14 protein-coding genes and 1 pseudogene are annotated in these 16,899 nt (G+C 62.4%); 5 read left to right on the forward strand and 10 right to left on the reverse strand.

Translation table 11 applies throughout. The features are described 5' to 3' along the window. Positions 1-74 precede the first annotated feature (74 nt). Positions 75-350: pseudogene (locus RHE_RS02390) on the forward strand (glyoxalase superfamily protein); the annotation flags it as partial. Positions 351-512: 162 nt separating this feature from the next. Here RHE_RS02390 and RHE_RS02395 read toward each other — a convergent pair. Continuing rightward, complete coding sequence (locus tag RHE_RS02395; protein WP_011423850.1) at positions 513-995, reverse strand: anthrone oxygenase family protein; 483 nt, start codon at positions 993-995, stop codon at positions 513-515. A 94-nt stretch (positions 996-1,089) separates the two neighbouring features. Here RHE_RS02395 and RHE_RS02400 point away from each other — a divergent pair, with 94 nt between their 5' ends. From RHE_RS02400 to RHE_RS02410, 3 genes are all read left to right on the forward strand, one after another. Further along, complete coding sequence (locus RHE_RS02400; RefSeq protein WP_011423851.1) at positions 1,090-1,743, forward strand: TetR/AcrR family transcriptional regulator; 654 nt, start codon at positions 1,090-1,092, stop codon at positions 1,741-1,743. 75 nt (positions 1,744-1,818) lie between these two features. After that, the gene (locus tag RHE_RS02405; protein ID WP_011423852.1) at positions 1,819-2,508 is read left to right on the forward strand and encodes an orotate phosphoribosyltransferase; all 690 of its coding nucleotides are present in this window, start codon (positions 1,819-1,821) and stop codon (positions 2,506-2,508) included. Positions 2,509-2,570: 62 nt separating this feature from the next. After that, on the forward strand, positions 2,571-3,497 hold the full coding sequence (locus tag RHE_RS02410; RefSeq protein WP_011423853.1) for a carbohydrate kinase family protein: 927 nt from the start codon (positions 2,571-2,573) through the stop codon (positions 3,495-3,497). Between the two features lie 384 nt (positions 3,498-3,881). On the opposite strand, the gene otsA is transcribed toward RHE_RS02410, so the two are convergent. The 3 genes from otsA to RHE_RS02425 form a co-directional block, all read right to left on the reverse strand. Continuing rightward, positions 3,882-5,288 carry an alpha,alpha-trehalose-phosphate synthase (UDP-forming) gene (gene otsA, locus RHE_RS02415; RefSeq protein ID WP_011423854.1) on the reverse strand — a complete coding sequence of 469 codons (1,407 nt, stop codon included), beginning with the start codon at positions 5,286-5,288 and terminating at the stop codon, positions 3,882-3,884. A 446-nt stretch (positions 5,289-5,734) separates the two neighbouring features. Then, positions 5,735-7,360 (reverse strand): glucose-6-phosphate isomerase, encoded by a 1,626-nt coding sequence (gene pgi / locus RHE_RS02420; protein ID WP_011423855.1) that lies wholly within the window; start codon positions 7,358-7,360, stop codon positions 5,735-5,737. Positions 7,361-7,507: 147 nt separating this feature from the next. Next, positions 7,508-9,208: a long-chain fatty acid--CoA ligase gene (locus RHE_RS02425; RefSeq protein ID WP_011423856.1), complete on the reverse strand. Its 1,701-nt coding sequence runs from the start codon at positions 9,206-9,208 to the stop codon at positions 7,508-7,510. Positions 9,209-9,469: 261 nt separating this feature from the next. Between RHE_RS02425 and RHE_RS02430 the strand changes: the two genes are divergently transcribed. After that, positions 9,470-9,862: a PRC-barrel domain-containing protein gene (locus RHE_RS02430; protein WP_011423857.1), complete on the forward strand. Its 393-nt coding sequence runs from the start codon at positions 9,470-9,472 to the stop codon at positions 9,860-9,862. 88 nt (positions 9,863-9,950) lie between these two features. Here RHE_RS02430 and RHE_RS02435 read toward each other — a convergent pair whose 3' ends face one another. The 6 genes from RHE_RS02435 to osmF form a co-directional block, all read right to left on the reverse strand. After that, entirely contained in the window at positions 9,951-12,404 is a 2,454-nt protein-coding gene (locus RHE_RS02435; RefSeq protein ID WP_011423858.1) for a glycoside hydrolase family 2 protein, read from the reverse strand. Between the two features lie 84 nt (positions 12,405-12,488). Then, a complete protein-coding gene (locus tag RHE_RS02440; protein WP_042117814.1) occupies positions 12,489-12,884 on the reverse strand; it encodes a VOC family protein in 396 nt (131 codons plus the stop codon). A gap of 44 nt (positions 12,885-12,928) precedes the next feature. After that, positions 12,929-13,678: an ABC transporter permease gene (locus tag RHE_RS02445; RefSeq protein WP_011423860.1), complete on the reverse strand. Its 750-nt coding sequence runs from the start codon at positions 13,676-13,678 to the stop codon at positions 12,929-12,931. Next, the gene (locus RHE_RS02450; protein ID WP_011423861.1) at positions 13,675-14,619 is read right to left on the reverse strand and encodes an ABC transporter ATP-binding protein; all 945 of its coding nucleotides are present in this window, start codon (positions 14,617-14,619) and stop codon (positions 13,675-13,677) included. Before RHE_RS02450 ends, RHE_RS02445 begins: the two co-directional genes overlap by 4 nt. Continuing rightward, on the reverse strand, positions 14,616-15,782 hold the full coding sequence (locus RHE_RS02455) for an ABC transporter permease (protein WP_011423862.1): 1,167 nt from the start codon (positions 15,780-15,782) through the stop codon (positions 14,616-14,618). Before RHE_RS02455 ends, RHE_RS02450 begins: the two co-directional genes overlap by 4 nt. 57 nt (positions 15,783-15,839) lie before the next feature. Continuing rightward, complete coding sequence (gene osmF / locus RHE_RS02460) at positions 15,840-16,748, reverse strand: glycine betaine ABC transporter substrate-binding protein OsmF (RefSeq protein WP_004668856.1); 909 nt, start codon at positions 16,746-16,748, stop codon at positions 15,840-15,842. Positions 16,749-16,899 lie beyond the last annotated feature (151 nt).

Below are 16,899 nucleotides of genomic sequence, written 5' to 3' on the forward strand. Positions count from 1 at the left end.
GACTGCGCGTCTCCTAGTATCGGCCTCGGCCGGATGCGGCCAGCCGCCCCGCGACGCCGACGTTTTGACAATGGCGTTACGGTGAATGCATCCCGATATCAACCTTCACATCCCTTGCCGTTTGGCGATCGATGGCGAACGGGTCAGCAGTCGCGGGCGAACATTCCGGCGACGCCAGCCCCGGCGCCAAGGCCTTGGTGCGCGTCGCCAATATCCGGTTCTATCATGCCGAACTCTCCGGCAAGGATTATCGCTACATGAAGCCGGGCGTCGAGGAAGCGCCCTGGGGGCTGGAGATGACAGTCACCGACCCCTTCAGCAACCGCATCGCCTTTTGCCAGCAGGCGTAGGCAGGGCGCGCTGTAGCATTGTACGGTTCGCACCAGTGGCTGCCCCTCACCCCAAACCTCTTCTCGTAAAAACGGGGCGAGGGGACGTGCACGCGCGACGTTGGCGAGGGACGGAGACGTTGCAGCCACCCCATTCGCCCCGGGCAGCTGCCGGCGCCCCTTTCAAACGATCATCAACGCTCTGACGAAAGCCACCGAAGCCAGCAGCGAGGCCACTGTCCTGACATGGTTCCACCAGGTCCAGTCCGTGAGATAGGTCGCCCACAGTGCGGCCGCCTCCGCCCCGTTGCCGCTCACTTTCTCCAGCGCATCGTTCATTGGCACGTTGAAGATGATGGTCGAGAGGAACGAGGCGATGACATAGAGCGCGGCTCCCGCCAGCATCAGCGCCGACGCTCCGCCGCGCCAGTTGATCACCGCCAGCACGGCAATCACCAGACAGAGGATCGCCGTCGGTACGAACAGCGCCATGAAGGGCGAGCGGACGATCGTCACGTTGATCGAGTTCATCGCGGCAATGCCCTGTTCGGCCGGGATGCGCGAAAAGGCGGTCATGATGAAGGTCGAGAAGGCAAAGAAGATGCCCGCGACGAGGCCGCTGCCGATCGCCGCGGCGACGAGGGAAAGGATAAGGACGATCTGCATGTCGAAGCTCCTTCCGGGAAAATAAGAGAAACTCTCTCATTTGCGAAATGAGATAAACTCTCTTATTTTGATTGTCAACCATGAAGGAGAGAGCATGTCGGAACAGCCCGGCGCGTCCCGCAGGCGTCAGCAACAGAATACGGGCCAGCCGCGTCGGATCCCCAGCCAGCAGCGCGGCCGCGAACGCTTCGAAAAGATCCTCGCCGTCGCCGCCGAGCTGATCGAAAGCAAGGGCAGCGACGGCCTGAAGATGAGCGAGATCGTCGAGAAGGCCGGCATCTCCTTCGGTGCGCTCTACCAGTATTTCCCCGATAAGAGCGCGATCATCCGAACCCTGGCCGAACGCCTCAATGAAGAGGGCAGGCGCTGTGTCGAGGTGGAATTGGAAAAGGTCGCGGACGCCGCGGCCTTGCAAGGTGCGCTCGCCAATATCGTCGACGAATATTATGCCTTTTTCCGCCGTGAGCCTGTCATGCGCGATCTCTGGCATGCGACCCATACCGACAAGCTGCTGCAGCAGATCGATGCCGAGGACATGGAATTCCACGCCCAGGCGTTTCTCGCCGTGCTCGCCCGCCTGTGGCCCGATCGCGACCACGGCGAGCTTCTGGCGATTGCCCGGCTGACCATGCAGCTGCTGGCCGCGGCCGTCCGTTACGCCGTATCGCTAGATGCGGAGGAGGGGGCTCGTGCGATCGCTCTGTTCAAGACGATGCAGCTCGTTGATTTCAGCCAGCTGCTGCGCTGATAGAGCCGTGTTGCGTCTGGAAACTCGGGGCTCTTGCTGCTATTGCCGCAATGAGCAAAGCCGAAGGAGAGCCGCATGATCCAGACCACGTTTCCCGACCGCGCCTTGATGGCCGAACTGGTGGCCAAGATGCTCTGGGAGATCAAGGCGGTGCATTTCAACGCCGCTCAGCCTTACAAGCTCTCCTCCGGCATGGCGAGCCCGGTCTATATCGATTGCCGCAAGCTGCTCTCCTACCCGCGCATCCGTTCGACGGTGATGGATTTCGCCGCCAGCACCCTGCTGCGCGACGCCGGTTTCGAGCAGTTCGACTGCATCGCCGGCGGCGAGACCGCCGGCATTCCCTTCGCCGCCCTGCTCGCCGACCGCCTGGGTCTCCCGATGATCTATGTCCGTAAGCAGCCGAAGGGCCATGGCCGCAACGCCCAGATCGAGGGCAATATGCCGGAAGGTTCGCGTGTGCTCGTCATCGAGGACCTGACGACGGCCGGCGGCAGCATGTTCAAGTTCATCGATGCGGTCCGCGCCGCCGGGGGTATCGTCGATCACGGCATCGCGCTGTTCTTCTATGACATCTTCGGCCAACAGCGCTTTACCGACGGCAAGGTCCGGCTGCATCATATCGCCACCTGGCGCAATGTTCTGGCCGTCGCCAGGGCGCAGCAGCTGTTCGACGACAAGACGCTCGCGGAAGTCGAGGCCTTCCTCGATGCGCCGCTCGCCTGGTCGGGAAGGAATGGTGGCGTTAGTGAGCTTTCGCTCTAGCCTTTTGACAAAAGCTCGCTTAATCGATTGAAGAACATATCCGTGCTGTTGGGAGGAATCCGATGATTTTGTGTTGCGGCGAAGCCCTGATCGACATGCTGCCGAGGGATACGACCCTGGGCGAAAAGGGCTTTGCCCCCTATGCCGGCGGTGCGATCTTCAACACTGCGATCGCGCTCGGCCGCCTCGGCATCCCGACCGCCTTCTTCACCGGCATTGCCGATGACATGATGGGCGAAATCCTGCTTGCGACGCTGAAGGCTGCCAATGTCGATTACAGCCCCTGCGCCATCACCCAGCGCCCCTCGACCATTGCCTTCGTCAAACTGGTCAACGGCCAGGCGACCTATGCCTTCTACGACGAAGGCACGGCCGGCCGGATGATCACCGAGGCTGACCTGCCCGTCCTCGGCGATGATTGCGAAGCATTGCATTTCGGCGCGATCAGCCTGATCCCGAGCCCTTGCGGCGAAACCTACGAAGCGCTGCTCGACCGCGAGGCGGAAAAGCGCGTCATTTCGCTCGATCCGAACATCCGCCCGGGCTTCATCAAGGACAAGCCGGCGCATATGGCCCGAATCAAGCGCATGGCGGCCAAATCCGACATCGTCAAATTCTCCGACGAAGACCTCGACTGGTTCGGCCTCGAAGGCGACCATGATGCGCTCGCCGCCCACTGGCTCAGCCACGGCGCCAAGCTCGTCGTCATCACCAAGGGTGCCGAAGGCGCTTCCGGCTATACCAAGGAACGCAAGGTGACGGTGCCGAGCGAGCGCGTCGCGGTCGTCGACACGGTCGGCGCCGGCGACACGTTCGATGCCGGCGTGCTGGCCTCGCTGAAGAGGGATGGCCTGCTGACCAAGCAGCAAGTGGCCTCGCTCGACGAACGGTCGGTGCGCAACGCCCTGACGCTCGGCGCCAAAGCCGCCGCCGTCACTGTCTCCCGCGCCGGCGCCAACCCGCCCTGGGCGCATGAGATCGGGCTTTAAGGCTTAAGCCAGCGTCGGCCCCCTCATCCGCCTGCCGGCACCTCTCCCCGTAAACGGGGCGAAGGAGGAATGCCGCGACGTCTCGGTTCCCTCTTCTCCCCAGCGGGGAGAAGGTGCCCGTAGGGCGGATGAGGGGGCCGCACATGCCGGTCTTAGTAGGTTCCTCCTACGGGATTCAATCCCGCCGAAATCAATTCGAGCTTGGTTAGGGCGGCGCGGTATGGAGTTTGGGATGATGTGAGGCTTGTGCCGGGCGGCCCCCTCATCCGCCTGCCGGCACCTCTCCCCGCGGGGAGAAGGGGATATGCCGCAACGCCTACGCCCCATTTCCGTGCCAACCAGCACTGATTTGCCGGAGATTTTATTCTTAGCGCGCTAAAGAGCCTATCCGTGCGCCCCGCTCCCATCGGAACTCGGAACAGCCACTAGGTCCCGCAGGAAATCTTTGCACCACAGCGAGACGTCGTGCGAGAGCAGGTGTTCCATCATCATGCTCCAGCGGTCCCGGCGCTCCTCGAGCGACATGGCAAGCCCTCTGGCAAGCGCATTGGCAGTGCCCTCGACGTCGTAAGGATTGACGAGCAGCGCCCCCTTCAATTCGCGTGCCGCGCCAGCGAAGCGCGATAGCACCAAGACACCCGGGCGGTCCGGATCCTGGGCGGCGACATATTCCTTGGCAACGAGGTTCATGCCATCGCGCAACGGCGTCACCAGCCCGATCGTCGCCAGGCGATAGAGGCCGGCGAGCACGTTGCGGCTGATCGATCGGTTGACATAGCGGATGGGCACCCAGTCGACCGTTCCGATGGCGCCGTTGACGCGGCCGGCCTGTTCGGCGACCATTTTCTGCATATGTTCGTATTCGGGCACTTCCGATCGCGATTTCGGTGTGACCTGCAGATAAGTGACCTTGTTTTGGTAGGCAGGATTGCTGGTGAGGAAGCGTTCGAAGGCTTCCAGCCGCTGAATGATGCCCTTCGAATAATCGAGGCGGTCGACCCCGATGATCATATCGCGGCCTTCGATGCTGCGCCGGGTCTTCTGCACCATGACATTGTCAGCGGCTCTCTCGGCGAATTCGGCGAAGGCCGCGGTCTCGATGCCGATCGGATAGGCGCCGGCCTTGAAGGTCCGCCCGTGCGAATCGAACAATCCGTTGCCGAGATCGTCGCCAATGCCCTCTCTTCTCAGATAACCGGCGAAATTCTGGAGATCATAATCGGTCTGGAAGCCGACGAGATCGTAATGCGAGAGGCCGCGCATGATTTCTTCATGGACCGGCATGGTGACGAGAATGTCGGCCGGCGGCCAGGGGATGTGCAGAAAGAAGCCGATCCGGTTCTTCAGCCCCATCTGGCGCAGTTCTGCCGCCAGCGGAATGAGGTGGTAATCGTGAACCCAGATGATGTCGTCCGGCTCGATCATCGGCGCCAGCCGGTGCGCGAAGAAGCGATTAACGCGGAAATAGCCGGCCATTTCCTTCCGGCCATATTCCGCGAGATCCAGGCGGTAGTGACAGATCGGCCAGAGAACGCGGTTGGCAAAGCCGCGATAATATTCCTCGACGTCGGTGTCGGTGAGGTCGGTCAGGGCATAGGTGATGTTGCCCTTCTGCTGCAGCGACAGCGCGCCCGGTTCCCTTTCGCCGCTCGACTCTCCCGACCATCCCATCCAGATGCCGCCGCGCTCCTGCAGGGCCGCCTGCAGTGCGACGGCGAGGCCGCCGGCAGCCGCACCGCCATCTTTGCTCGGCACGGGAACGCGATTGGAAACGACGATAAGACGGCTCATGGGGTTCCTTCAGTTGAGATGGGACATGAAAACGCGAGGTGACGAGCGTCCTGGCGAACCTCCTGAATGTGACGGGGGCGATGCTGGGCGGGCACCGACATCGAACGAGCCATCCGGACGAGGGGCCGCCGTATAGGCCGGCGGGAACAATGGAACGGAGCGTCGTCCCGGGCTTGATAGGCCATGTCGTCGGAAGCACCAGTTGCACAGAATTTGCTTGAATCTAGGGCAATTCACGCGGAATGGAAGAATTCTTTCTACAATTTTCCAATAGAAGAACGTTTCATCCGATTGCGAGCGACGAGCCCGTCGCGCGGCAGGCAGGCACCCGGCCGCGTCACTGTCAGTTTTGGCAATGATGATGTGGCAGGTCGCCGGAAGATGGGGCAGGGACCGTTGCCCTGCCTCACGCGATAAGGGGCAGTGGTGCGCCGCCCCTCGATCAGCTATTTCGCGAGCTTCGCCAGCGCCGCAACCAGCCCCTGGGTGGAGGAATCATGGCTCGCCGCGCTCTCTTTACCTTCGACGACGGGCAGTAGGCCCGTCGCCAGTTCCTTGCCGAGCTCGACGCCCCACTGGTCGAAGGAGTTGATGCGGAAGAGCACGCCTTCGACGAAGACGCGGTGTTCGTAGAGCGCGATCAGGCGGCCGAGCGCGTAAGGTGTCAGCTTGTCGTAGACGAAGGTGATCGATGGGCGGTTGCCCGTAAAGACGCGGTGCGGGGCGATGAAATCGGCCTTCTTGTCATCCATGCCCTTGTCGGTCAGCTGCTTCTTGGCTTCGGCGAAAGTGCGGCCCTTCATCAGCGCTTCCGACTGAGCGAGAACGTTGGAGATCAAGAGCTGATGCTGATGGCGCAGCTCCGGCTCGAAGGCATTGGCGGCGATCATGAACTCGGCCGGGATGATGCTCGTGCCCTGATGGATGAGCTGGTAGAAGGCGTGCTGGCCGTTGGTGCCGGGCTCGCCCCAGACGACCGGCCCGGAATTGCCATCGACCGGCGTGCCGTCGATGGTGACGCCCTTGCCGTTCGATTCCATGTCGAGTTGCTGCAGATAGGCCGGGAAGCGCGACAGGCGCTGGTCGTAGGGCAGGATGGCGCGGGTGGGATACCCGAGTACATTGCGGTGGTAGAAGCCGATCAGGCCGAGCAGCATCGGCAGGTTCTCGGTAACCGGCGCCTGACGGAAATGATTGTCGACGGCATGGGCGCCGTCGAGGAACTTGCCGAAATTCTCAGGGCCGATCGCGATCATCAGCGGCAGGCCGATCGCCGACCAGATCGAATAGCGGCCGCCGACCCAATCCCAGAAGCCGAAGACGCGGGCGCTGTCGATGCCGAAGGCGGCGACCTTGTCGAGCGCCGTCGAGACGGCGGCGAAGTGGTGCTGGACGGCCGCTTCGCCAAGCGACTTGGCGATGAAACTGCGCGCCGTCTGCGCATTGGTCATCGTCTCGACGGTGGTGAAGGTCTTCGAGGCGACGATGAAGAGGGTCGTCTCCGGCTGCACGAGCTTCAGGATGTCGGCGATATGGGCGCCGTCGATATTGGAGACGAAATGGGCGCGCGGGCCGTCATGGAAGGGGGCAAGCGCCAGCGTCGCCATGACGGGGCCGAGATCGGAGCCGCCAATACCGATATTGATGACATCGGTGATCGCCTTGCCGGTAGCACCCTTCAGTGCGCCGGAGCGGATGTCGTCGGCAAACTTGCCCATGGCGGCAAGCACGGCGTTGACGTCAGGCATGACGTCCTTGCCGTCGACGAGGACAGGCGTGTTGGAGCGGTTGCGCAGCGCCGTGTGCAGAACCGCCCGGTCCTCGGTGAAATTGATCGCCTTGCCGGAGAACATCTCCTCGCGCTTCCTTTCGACGCCGCCCTCTTCAGCAAGCTTGACCAGCAGCTTGAGGATCTCGTCGTTCACAGCCGTCTTGGAATAGTCCATCAGCAGGTCGTCGAGCGAGACGGAAAAGCGCGAAAAGCGCTGCGCATCGGCGGCGAAGGCCGCGCGGAGATCGGTCGCCTTGGTGGCGGCGGCAGTGCTTTTCAGCTGTTCGACGATGGCGTTCATGGGAGGCTCCTTTGGAGGCGGAAAGGGTTGCGGAAACTATTCGCTTTATCGGGGCCAAATCAAGTTCAGCCATCGCTCCAATATGAAAAAAGCCACCCGCGGCAAGCGGATGGCTCTTAGATGTGAGCTTTCAGGAGCTTGTCAAATTCAGCCGCGCAGGTCCTTGCGCAGGATCTTGCCAACAGGGGATTTCGGCAGCTCGGTGCGGAATTCGATGAAGCGCGGGCGCTTGTAGTTGGTGAGATTGGCGATGCAATGCGCCCTCACCTCCGCTTCCGTCAGGTTCGGATCCTTCCTGACCACGAAGAGCTTGACCGCCTCGCCCGAATGGCCGTCCGGCACGCCGACCGCCGCGGCTTCGAGGATGCCGGCGTGCATGGCGGCGACTTCCTCGATCTCGTTCGGATAGACGTTGAAGCCGGAGACGAGGATCATGTCCTTCTTGCGGTCGACGATCTTAGTATAGCCGCGCTCGTCCATGAAGCCCATGTCGCCGGAGCGGAAATAGCCGTCGGCGGTCATCACTCGCGCCGTTTCCTCCGGCTTCTGCCAATAGCCGGCCATCACCTGCGGCCCGCGGATGCAGATCTCGCCGATTTCGCCGAGCGGCAGCGAGCGGCCTTCCTCGTCGCGGATGTCGAGTTCGGTGGAAGGGATAGGCAGGCCGATCGAGCCGGTAAACTCGATCGAATCGAAGCGGTTGGCGGTGGCTACCGGCGAGGTCTCCGAAAGCCCGTAGCCTTCCGTGATAGCCGTGCCTGTCGTCTTCAACCAGCGTTCGGCGACCGGGCGCTGGACGGCCATGCCGCCCCCAAGCGACATGATGAGCGAGGAGAAATCGAGCTTGGCGAATTCGGCGTTGTTCATCAGTGCGTTGAACAGCGTGTTGAGGCCGGGGAAGATATGAATATTCGACTTTCCGAACTCCTTGACGAGGCCGGGAATATCGCGCGGATTGGCGATCAGGATATTGTGGGCGCCGAGCGACATGCCCATCAGCGAATTCACCGTCAGCGCGAAGATGTGGTAGAGCGGCAGGGCGCAGAGGAAGTTCAGAACCTCGGGTTGTTTCTTACGCTGGAAAGCCGATCGCAGCCAGAGCGACAGCTGCAGCTTGTTGGCGAGCAGGTTCTGATGTGTCAGCACCGCGCCCTTGGCAACGCCCGTTGTGCCGCCGGTATATTGCAGGAAGGCGATGTGGCCGCCCGCAAGCGTCACCGGCTGGAGGCTCTTTTTCGCGCCTTCGCGCAGCACCTGGCTGAAGCTTTTGTGCTGCGGGATCGACCAGGAGGGAACGAGCTTCTTCACCTTGCGCACGACGAAGTTGACCATCAGCCCTTTCGGTCCCAGCATTTCGCCTAGCGAGGTAACGACGACATGGCGCAGGTCGGTCTTGTTGAGGACCTGCTCGACGGTGCGGGCGAAATTCTCCAGCACGAAGATCGCCTTGGCGCCGGAATCGCGCAGCTGGTGTTCGAGTTCGCGCGGCGTATAGAGCGGATTGACGTTGACGACCACCAGACCGGCCCGAAGGATCGCATAGGTGGCGACGGGGTTCTGCAGGACATTCGGCATCATCACGGCGACGCGGTCGCCCTTCTCGAGGCCGATGCTCTGCAGCCAGGCGGCAACCTTGCGCGTCTGGCTCTCCAGATCGCGGTAGCTCATCGACTTGCCCATGCTCGAAAAAACCGTCCGGTCGGCGTAACGGGCGCAGGATTTTTCCAAGAGTTCGGCAAGCGAGGCATGTTCCAGCGGCGGGAGTTCGGCCGGAACCATATCCGGATAGGTGGCAAGCCACGGCTTGTCGGTTTTTGCTCCGTTCGGATGGACGGAAATGCTGGTCATTGTGTCTCTCTCCCTTGCGGCCGCCGCGCCGGTCGAGCCCTGGTCGACTAGCTCGCAATTGACCGGAAGCATCCTCCATCTTCCAGTCCGGCAGCTTATGCCATTGCCTGAATGGTTCAAGCCGAATGAAGCTATACTAACCTTGACGTAAACGTCAACGCTTGCCGATAGCTCGATCGGCGACAAAACCCGGGAACTTTGAGTCCGCCGTGACGTTGATCCTGCATACTCACCACGAGGAAACACCAGAGGAGGTGCACAATGTTGAATCAGGACACCGACGCCAGCCGCCGCGACCCAAATGTGAAGGATACCCCTTCGCTGATCGCCAGCGACCGCGTCGAAGGTACCCGCGTTTATGGCCCGGATGGCAGGCATATCGGCTCGATCGAACGGCTGATCATCGGCAAGCTCGATGGCCGCGTCGCCTATGCGGTGCTGAGCTTCGGCGGCTTCCTGGGCATCGGAGATGATCACTATCCGCTTCCCTGGGAAAAGCTGACCTACGACACCCAGCTTGACGGCTATCGGATCGACCTAACCAAGGAGCAGATCGAAGGCGCCCCGAGCTATTCGGACGATGACGACACCTGGTACAACGATAATGGCCGCCGGGTCTATGACTACTACGGCGTGCCGCCCTACTGGATGTAATCTCGTCCGATGGACCGAGCAGGAAGGGCCCCGTGCGATGCGGGGCCTTTTTGGTGTGTATTGACGAGTCGAGAGGTTGCGGCCGCCTTTATTGCTGACCTGCCACAAGATCATTGGCCGACCGCAGCACTGAACCGACGGCAATGTCATTGGCCGAAATCACCTTTGCCGTCCTCACCACAAACACATGGCTCTCGCCCGGCAGCAGCGTCACCAGCATCGTATCCACCACAGCATCCGGATCCACCCGATCCGCCATCAGGCAGAGGTCCTTGACGAAATTTTCAGCCGTCACCGTTATTGCATAACCTCCAGCGATCGCCGCGACATCGACGCTCAATCGCGGCACCGGCAGGGCAAGCTCGATATCCTCGACGAAATAGTGAAAGGCCCGCCGGTCGAGCATCTCAACGACGATGACCTCTTCCGTCGGTAAGTCTGACCTAACAATATCCTCCGGCAGCGGAAATTCCTTTGCCTCGAAGCGGTCGCAGAGCAGGCGCCAGAATTCGAATTCGGCAAGCACGGTGCCGTCGAGCTTCATCCGCCTGCCGCTGATCTTCGCCCGCCAGAACAAGGTTCTCTCATTGACCGCCACTGCCGCAAGCCTGCCATCGCGCGGCTGGATCGTCAGCAGGCGCGGATCGTAAGCCGCCTTCAGCGCATACCAGAGCGGCTTGCGGCGCCCGGCCGAATCGAGGGCGGCCCAGGAGGTCACCGGCCAGCAGTCGTTGAACTGCCAGACGACCGCACCCTTGCAGACATTCCGATGCGAGCGCATGTGCTCGATGCCGAAGCGGATGGCGCGGGCCTGGTTGAGCTGGGTGGCGAAGTGCCAGTCATCCATCGTCTCCGGTTCCGGCAGATGGCCGGCAAGGCCGCGGATCAGCTTGTCGTTGCCGAGCGTCGCCTTCTGATGATGGAAAACGCCGTTCGATTGCGGCGTCAGCGGCTGGTCATGCACGCCTTCTTCGATCGTCGCCCAGGTGGGCGGCGCCTGCCAGCCGAATTCGGAGCAGAAGCGCGGGACATAGTTGCGGTAGACCTCGTAGCCGACATCGTTCCACACGTCCCAGATATGTTTGCAGCCATGCGCGTCGGCATTGGGCTCGATCTCCATCGAGCCGGAATAGGGGCTGCCGGGATAATAGGGCCGGTCGGGATCGAGTTCGACACAGAGCCGCGGCAGCAGGTCGAGGTAATAGCCGAGCCCCCAGCTCTCGCCTTGCTTGATGATCGGCCGCCAGCCCCATTCGTCGAAGCCCCAGATATTCTCGTTGTTTCCGTTCCAGAGGATCAGCGAGGCATGCGAGATCAGCCGCACGACATTGTCGCGCACCTCCGCCTCGACCTCGCTTCGAAGCGGCTCTTCCTCCGGATAGGCGGCGCAGGCAAAGAGGAAATCCTGCCAGACCAGCATGCCCATGCGGTCGCAGGCCGCGTAGAATTCGTCGCGCTCGAAGATACCGCCGCCCCAGACGCGTAGCATGTGGATATTGGCGGCCTTCGCCTCCTCAATGCGGGCGGCGTAACGCTCGGCCGTCACCCGCGAGGGGAAGCAATCGTCGGGGATCCAGTTGGCGCCGGCGATGAAGAGCGGCACGTCGTTGATGACGAAGGTGAAGGCCGAGCCGTGCGCGTCGGCCGAGGTGTCGAGCCTGAGTGACCGGAAACCAAGCGCCCGTTCATAGGTGTCGAGCAGATCGCCGCCGGCATCGTCGAGGAGTTCGAGCGTGAGGGGATAAAGCGGCTGCGCCCCGAGATGATGCGGCCACCAGAGTTTTGGCGAGGGAAGGACGAGCTCGAAGGTGACTTCATCTTCTTCAGGCCTGATCACAACCGTTGTCGTCACGCCGCCGATCGCGGCGGTCAGCCGGCACGTCGCCTCGCCATGTCGTGCCACCTTCGCATGGATTTTCACAAGCCCGTCGCCGCCGGAGAGTGTTGCGGTGACCCGTGTCTCGGCGAGCCGCGCCCGATCCCAGCTTTCCAGCCGCACCGGCTTCCAGAGACCTGATGTCACCAGCGTCGGCCCCCAGTCCCAGCCGAAATTGCACGCCATCTTGCGCATCAGATTGCCCGGGCCGGGATAGTTGTTCGGCCGGTAGCCGTAATGCTTCTCCATCTCCGCGCCATAGGCGTAAGCCGAACGGAAGCTGACGGTAAGTTCGTTCTGGGCCTTATGCAGCAGCCCCGAAACATCGAAGCGATAGGTGCGGTGCATGTTGAAGCTGCGGCCAATCTCTTCGCCGTTCAGCAGGATCACCGCGACCGTATCGAGCCCGTCGAAGACGAGCTCCTGCACCCTGTCATCGTCAGGCAAGGCCTCGAAACGGCAGCGATAGGTCCAATCGGTCTTGCCGATCCAGTCATTGGTGATTTCGTTGATGTCGATATAGGGGTCGGGAATCAGCCGGTTGGCGAGAAGGTCGAGATGCACGCAGCCCGGCACCGTCGCGGGGATTGCATCGGGCAGGCCGGCCCTTCCTGTATCGTTGCAGTTAAGCGTCCAGCCGGAGTTGAGCACGGTCTTCTCGATCATGGCGGGCTCCTGGTTTATGCCCTCGAAACTGTGGTGGGGTGCCATTGGGAGGGGCGCCGCGGCGATCGGCAGCGGCGCGTGGCGTCAGAGAAACCGGCCGTGGCGCTGCAGCACTTCGATCTTGTAGCCGTCGGGATCGCTGACGAAAAAGAACAGGCCGAAGAGCTTGCCGTCGCGATTGAGCTCGACCAGCTCGCCCGGTTTCAGCCCGAGTTTGAGCATGCGCTCGCGCTCCGCCGCCACCTCGTCGACGGAGACGGCGAGATGGCCATAGGCATTGCCGAGAGCGTAGGGTTCGGTCCGGCCCTTGTTGACCGTCAGCTCCAGTTCGAAGCCGGTTTCCGCATTGCTGAGATAAATCAGCGTGAAGGTTTGGAAATCGACGCGGTCGGCGACCGAAAGGCCGAAGGCTTTGCTGTAGAATTCGACCGAACGCGCCTCGTCGAGAACGCGGATCATGGAGTGGATTATCTTCGCCAATTCTGCCTCCCAATCTTTCCGTCACGCCTGTGGTAGCGGTCCTTTCACGCCGCGCGCAAGCCGATTCTTCGCGTGATTGCCGCTTCGACGAGGCCCATGGCGTCATAGATCAGCACCGCCATCAGCCCGACGATCAGCCCGCCCTGCAGGATGAAGGCAGTATTGTCCGATATCAGTCCGGCGATGATCACCTCACCCAAGCCCTTTGCCGCAACCGTCGAGCCGATCGTCGCCGTGCCGATATTGATCACGGTCGCGACCTTCAGCCCCTCGAGGATCAGCGGCAGGGCGAGCGGCAGCTCGACGCGAAACAGCCGCTGCGTCGCATTCATGCCCATGCCGTCGGCGGCGTCGAGCACCTGCGGCGACACCTGCTTCAAGCCGGCGACGGTATTTTCGAAGATCGGCAGCAGGCCGTAGAGAAAGAGCGCGATCAGGGTCGGCATGGCGCCGAAGCCGGTGGCGGGGACGGCGAGCGCCAGCACCGCGACCGGTGGAAAGGTCTGTCCGGCGTTGGCGATGGCGCGAGATAGTGGCAGGAAATCGGCGCCGCTCTTGCGGGTGACGAAGATGCCGCCGAGCACGGCAAGTACGGCGCTGCAGGCGATCGAGCCGATGACGAGCTGCAGATGTCCGAGCGCAAGTGAGGCAAGGCTGTTCTGCGTGTAGACGGCAGGCGCGTTGTTGCTGGTCAGCGGCACAAGCAGGAAGGAGAGCCACTCTGTCCTGAATAGCAGGATCAGGAGGAGGGCGAGCGCCGCCAGGCGGAAGAGATTGGCGACGACGAGTTTCATGCCTTGCGGCCCAGTTCGAGCAGTCGCGTCATCGAGATCGAGCCGACGGCGGCCTTTTCGCCATCCTGAACGGCCGCTTCATCGACGCCCTGCCAGATCATTTCGGCGAGCGCATCGCGCAGGCTGAGTGATTGCGGCAGGGCATAGGCAAGCCCGCTTTTGGTCGGCTCCATGCTTTCCTTCAGCGGCAGCAGCGACATCAGCTTCAGCGCCCGGTCGGAGGTGCCGGTCAGTTGCTGCACGAAGGGATCGGCGGGCTCGGTGAGGATCTTTTCCGGCGTCGAACATTGCAGCAAGCGACCCTGGCTCATCACCGCGATCTGATTGCCGAGATGGAAGGCCTCGTCCATGTCGTGGGTGACGAGAATGATGGTGGTGCCGAACTGCTTCTGGATCGCCAGCAGGTCGTCCTGCGCCTTGCCGCGGATGACGGGATCGAGCGCGCCGAAGGGTTCGTCCATCAGCAGCAGTTCCGGTTCGGCGGCCAGCGCCCGGGCGACCCCGACGCGCTGCTGCTGGCCGCCGGAAAGCTGGTGCGGATATTTGTCGGCGAAAGTTGCCGGATCGAGGTTGAACAGTCCGAGCAGTTCCTCGACGCGGGCGGCGATACGGGCCGAATCCCATTCCAGAAGCTGCGGCACGGTGGCGATATTCTGCGCCACGGTGCGGTGTGGAAACAGGCCGTGCCCCTGGATGGCGTAGCCGATCCGGCGGCGAAGCTCGGTCACCTCGACGTCCATGACATTCTGGCCGCCGACGAAGATCTCGCCTTGGGTGATCGGCACCAGCCGGTTGATCATCCGCATCAGCGTCGATTTGCCGGAGCCGGAGGTGCCGACGATGACGGTGATCGAACCCTTTTCGACCTGCATCGAGACATTGTCGACGACGGTGGCGGCGCCATAGCGCTTGGTGACGTTGCGGATCTCGATCATGCTCATGCGGCGGGCCCCCGGATGCTGTCGATGACCGCATCGAGGATGACGGCCGATGAGAAGGCGAAGAAGACGGTCGGCACGGCGCCGAGCAGGACGAGATCCATCGCCGTCTGCCCGAGCCCCTGGAAGATGAAGATGCCGAAGCCGCCGCCGCCGATCAAAGCGGCGATCGTCACCATGCCGATCGCCTGCACCAGCACGATGCGGATACCGGTGAGGATGACGGGAAAGGCAAGCGGCATGTCGATACCGGTCAGGATCTGCCGACGCGTCAGCCCCATGCCGGCCGCGGCGTCCCGCACTGAGGGATCGACGCCCTCAAGGCCGACGACGGTATTGGCGACGATCGGCAGCAGCGAATAGAGCACCAGCGCGATCAGCGCCGGCGCCGTGCCGATGCCGCGGATGCCGATATCGGCGGCTAGCGGCACATGCGTGGCGAGATAGCCGAGCGGCAGCATCAGCAGGCCGAAAAGCGCAAGGCTTGGGATCGTCTGGATGAGGCTCAAGCCCTGCAGCACGATGGCGCGCAGCCGCGGCACCCAGAAGCAGAGAATGCCGAGCGGCAGGCCGAGGACGATCGCGATGGCGAGCGAACCGAGCGCCAGCAGCAGATGCGCGAAGGCTTCCGTGCGGAACTGCGCCGCCCGCGTCGAGAATTCCTTCATGATCGACAGGCTGTCGAGCAGGCCGGAGGACAGGAAGGCGAAGAGCAGCGCCGCATAGCCTGCAAGCGCTGCGACCCGCATCCAGGGCGCCAGCCGGATCTTCACCAGCGCGTCGGAGATAATGAGCCCGATCACCGCGAACAGCACCCAGAAACCACCGCCGGGCGTCATGCGGGCCACGGTGCTGCCCGGCGGCGTCGCGGCGGTCGAGACGAGGCCAATCGCTGCGATCAGCGCCGCAAGGCAGAGCGTGGCGATCGCAAGCCGGGCCAATGCACTGCGCAGAAATAGCGCCGCCAAGGCGGTCAGGATAAGCAGCGCGCTCAGAATGATGACGGAAGGCTGGGGAAGAAGCTGGGTCAGCAGCATCGGCTTGCCGGCGGCGATGCGGTTCGCCTTCACATAGATGAAGGGCATCAGTGCGGTCGACGTGACGCCGCCGGCCACCAGAACCGCGCCGAGCCGGTCCAGCCTGCGGACCGCTGAGGTTTCTTCCATCGATCCAACCTTATGGGAAGAGATGCTCCGCCCGCTGCCGGGCGGAGCGGGCGATGATTACTTCAGGAATCCCTTTTCCTTGAGATAGGCCTCGGCGACGGATTTTGCCGGCTCGCCGTCGACCTGGATCTTGGCGTTCAGTTTGCGCAGCTCGTCGGCGCTGAGGCTCTTGAAGATCGGCGAGAGGATTTCCTCGATCTTCGGATTGGCCTTCAACACCGCTTCGCGGATGATCGGCGTCGGCGCATAGACCTGCTGCACGCCCTTGTCGTCTTCGAGAACGGTGAGTTCGGCCGCTTCGATCGCGCCGTCGGTGCCGTAGACCATAGCGGTGTTGACGCCGTTCGTCTGGTCGGCCGCCGCCTTGATCGTCGCCGCCGTATCGCCGCCGGAGAGGACGACCATCTGATCGGGTTTCAGCTGGAAGCCGTAGGTCGTTTGGAAGGCGGGAAGCGCGCCGGCCGAATTGACGAATTCGGAAGAGGCCGCAAGCTTGGCGGTGCCGCCGCCGGCAACCCATTTGCCGAAATCGGACATGGTCTTCAGTTTGTTCGGGCTGGCGACGTCGTTGCGCACGGCGAGCGCCCAGGTGTTATTAGCCGGCGACGGCGTCAGCCAGACGATCTTGTTGGCGTCGTAATCGAGCTTCTTCGCCAGTTCGTAACCCTGGTCGTTGTTCTTCCAGGCAGCATCGTCGGCCTTGTTGAAGAAGAAGCCGGCATTGCCGGTATATTCGGGATAGATGTCGATTTCACCAGCGGTGATCGCCTTGCGCACCACAGGCGTCGCGCCGAGTGCGATGCGGTCCTGCGTCTTGATGCCGTTGGCTTCGAGCGCCAGTGCGATGACATTGCCGAGCAGCGTGCCTTCCGTGTCGATCTTCGACGAGACGACGACGTCTGCGGCCTGAACCGCACCCGCCGCGAAGGCAGAGAGCGAGACGGCGAGTGCGAGTTTCTTCAGCATGGAATATCCCCTGTTTTAACACCGTTGACGTGGCGCAGGCCCCCTGACGGGCGGCTTATGCGCAGGAAATCCGCCGGCATGGGCGACAAGCCCGCGATCATGCCGGAATTGCGTGCGTCATGGAAATAGCGTGCACGCTCGAAAAATCGAT

The sequence above is a fragment of the Rhizobium etli CFN 42 genome (genome assembly GCF_000092045.1).
In the GTDB taxonomy this organism is placed as follows: Bacteria; Pseudomonadota; Alphaproteobacteria; order Rhizobiales; family Rhizobiaceae; genus Rhizobium; species Rhizobium etli.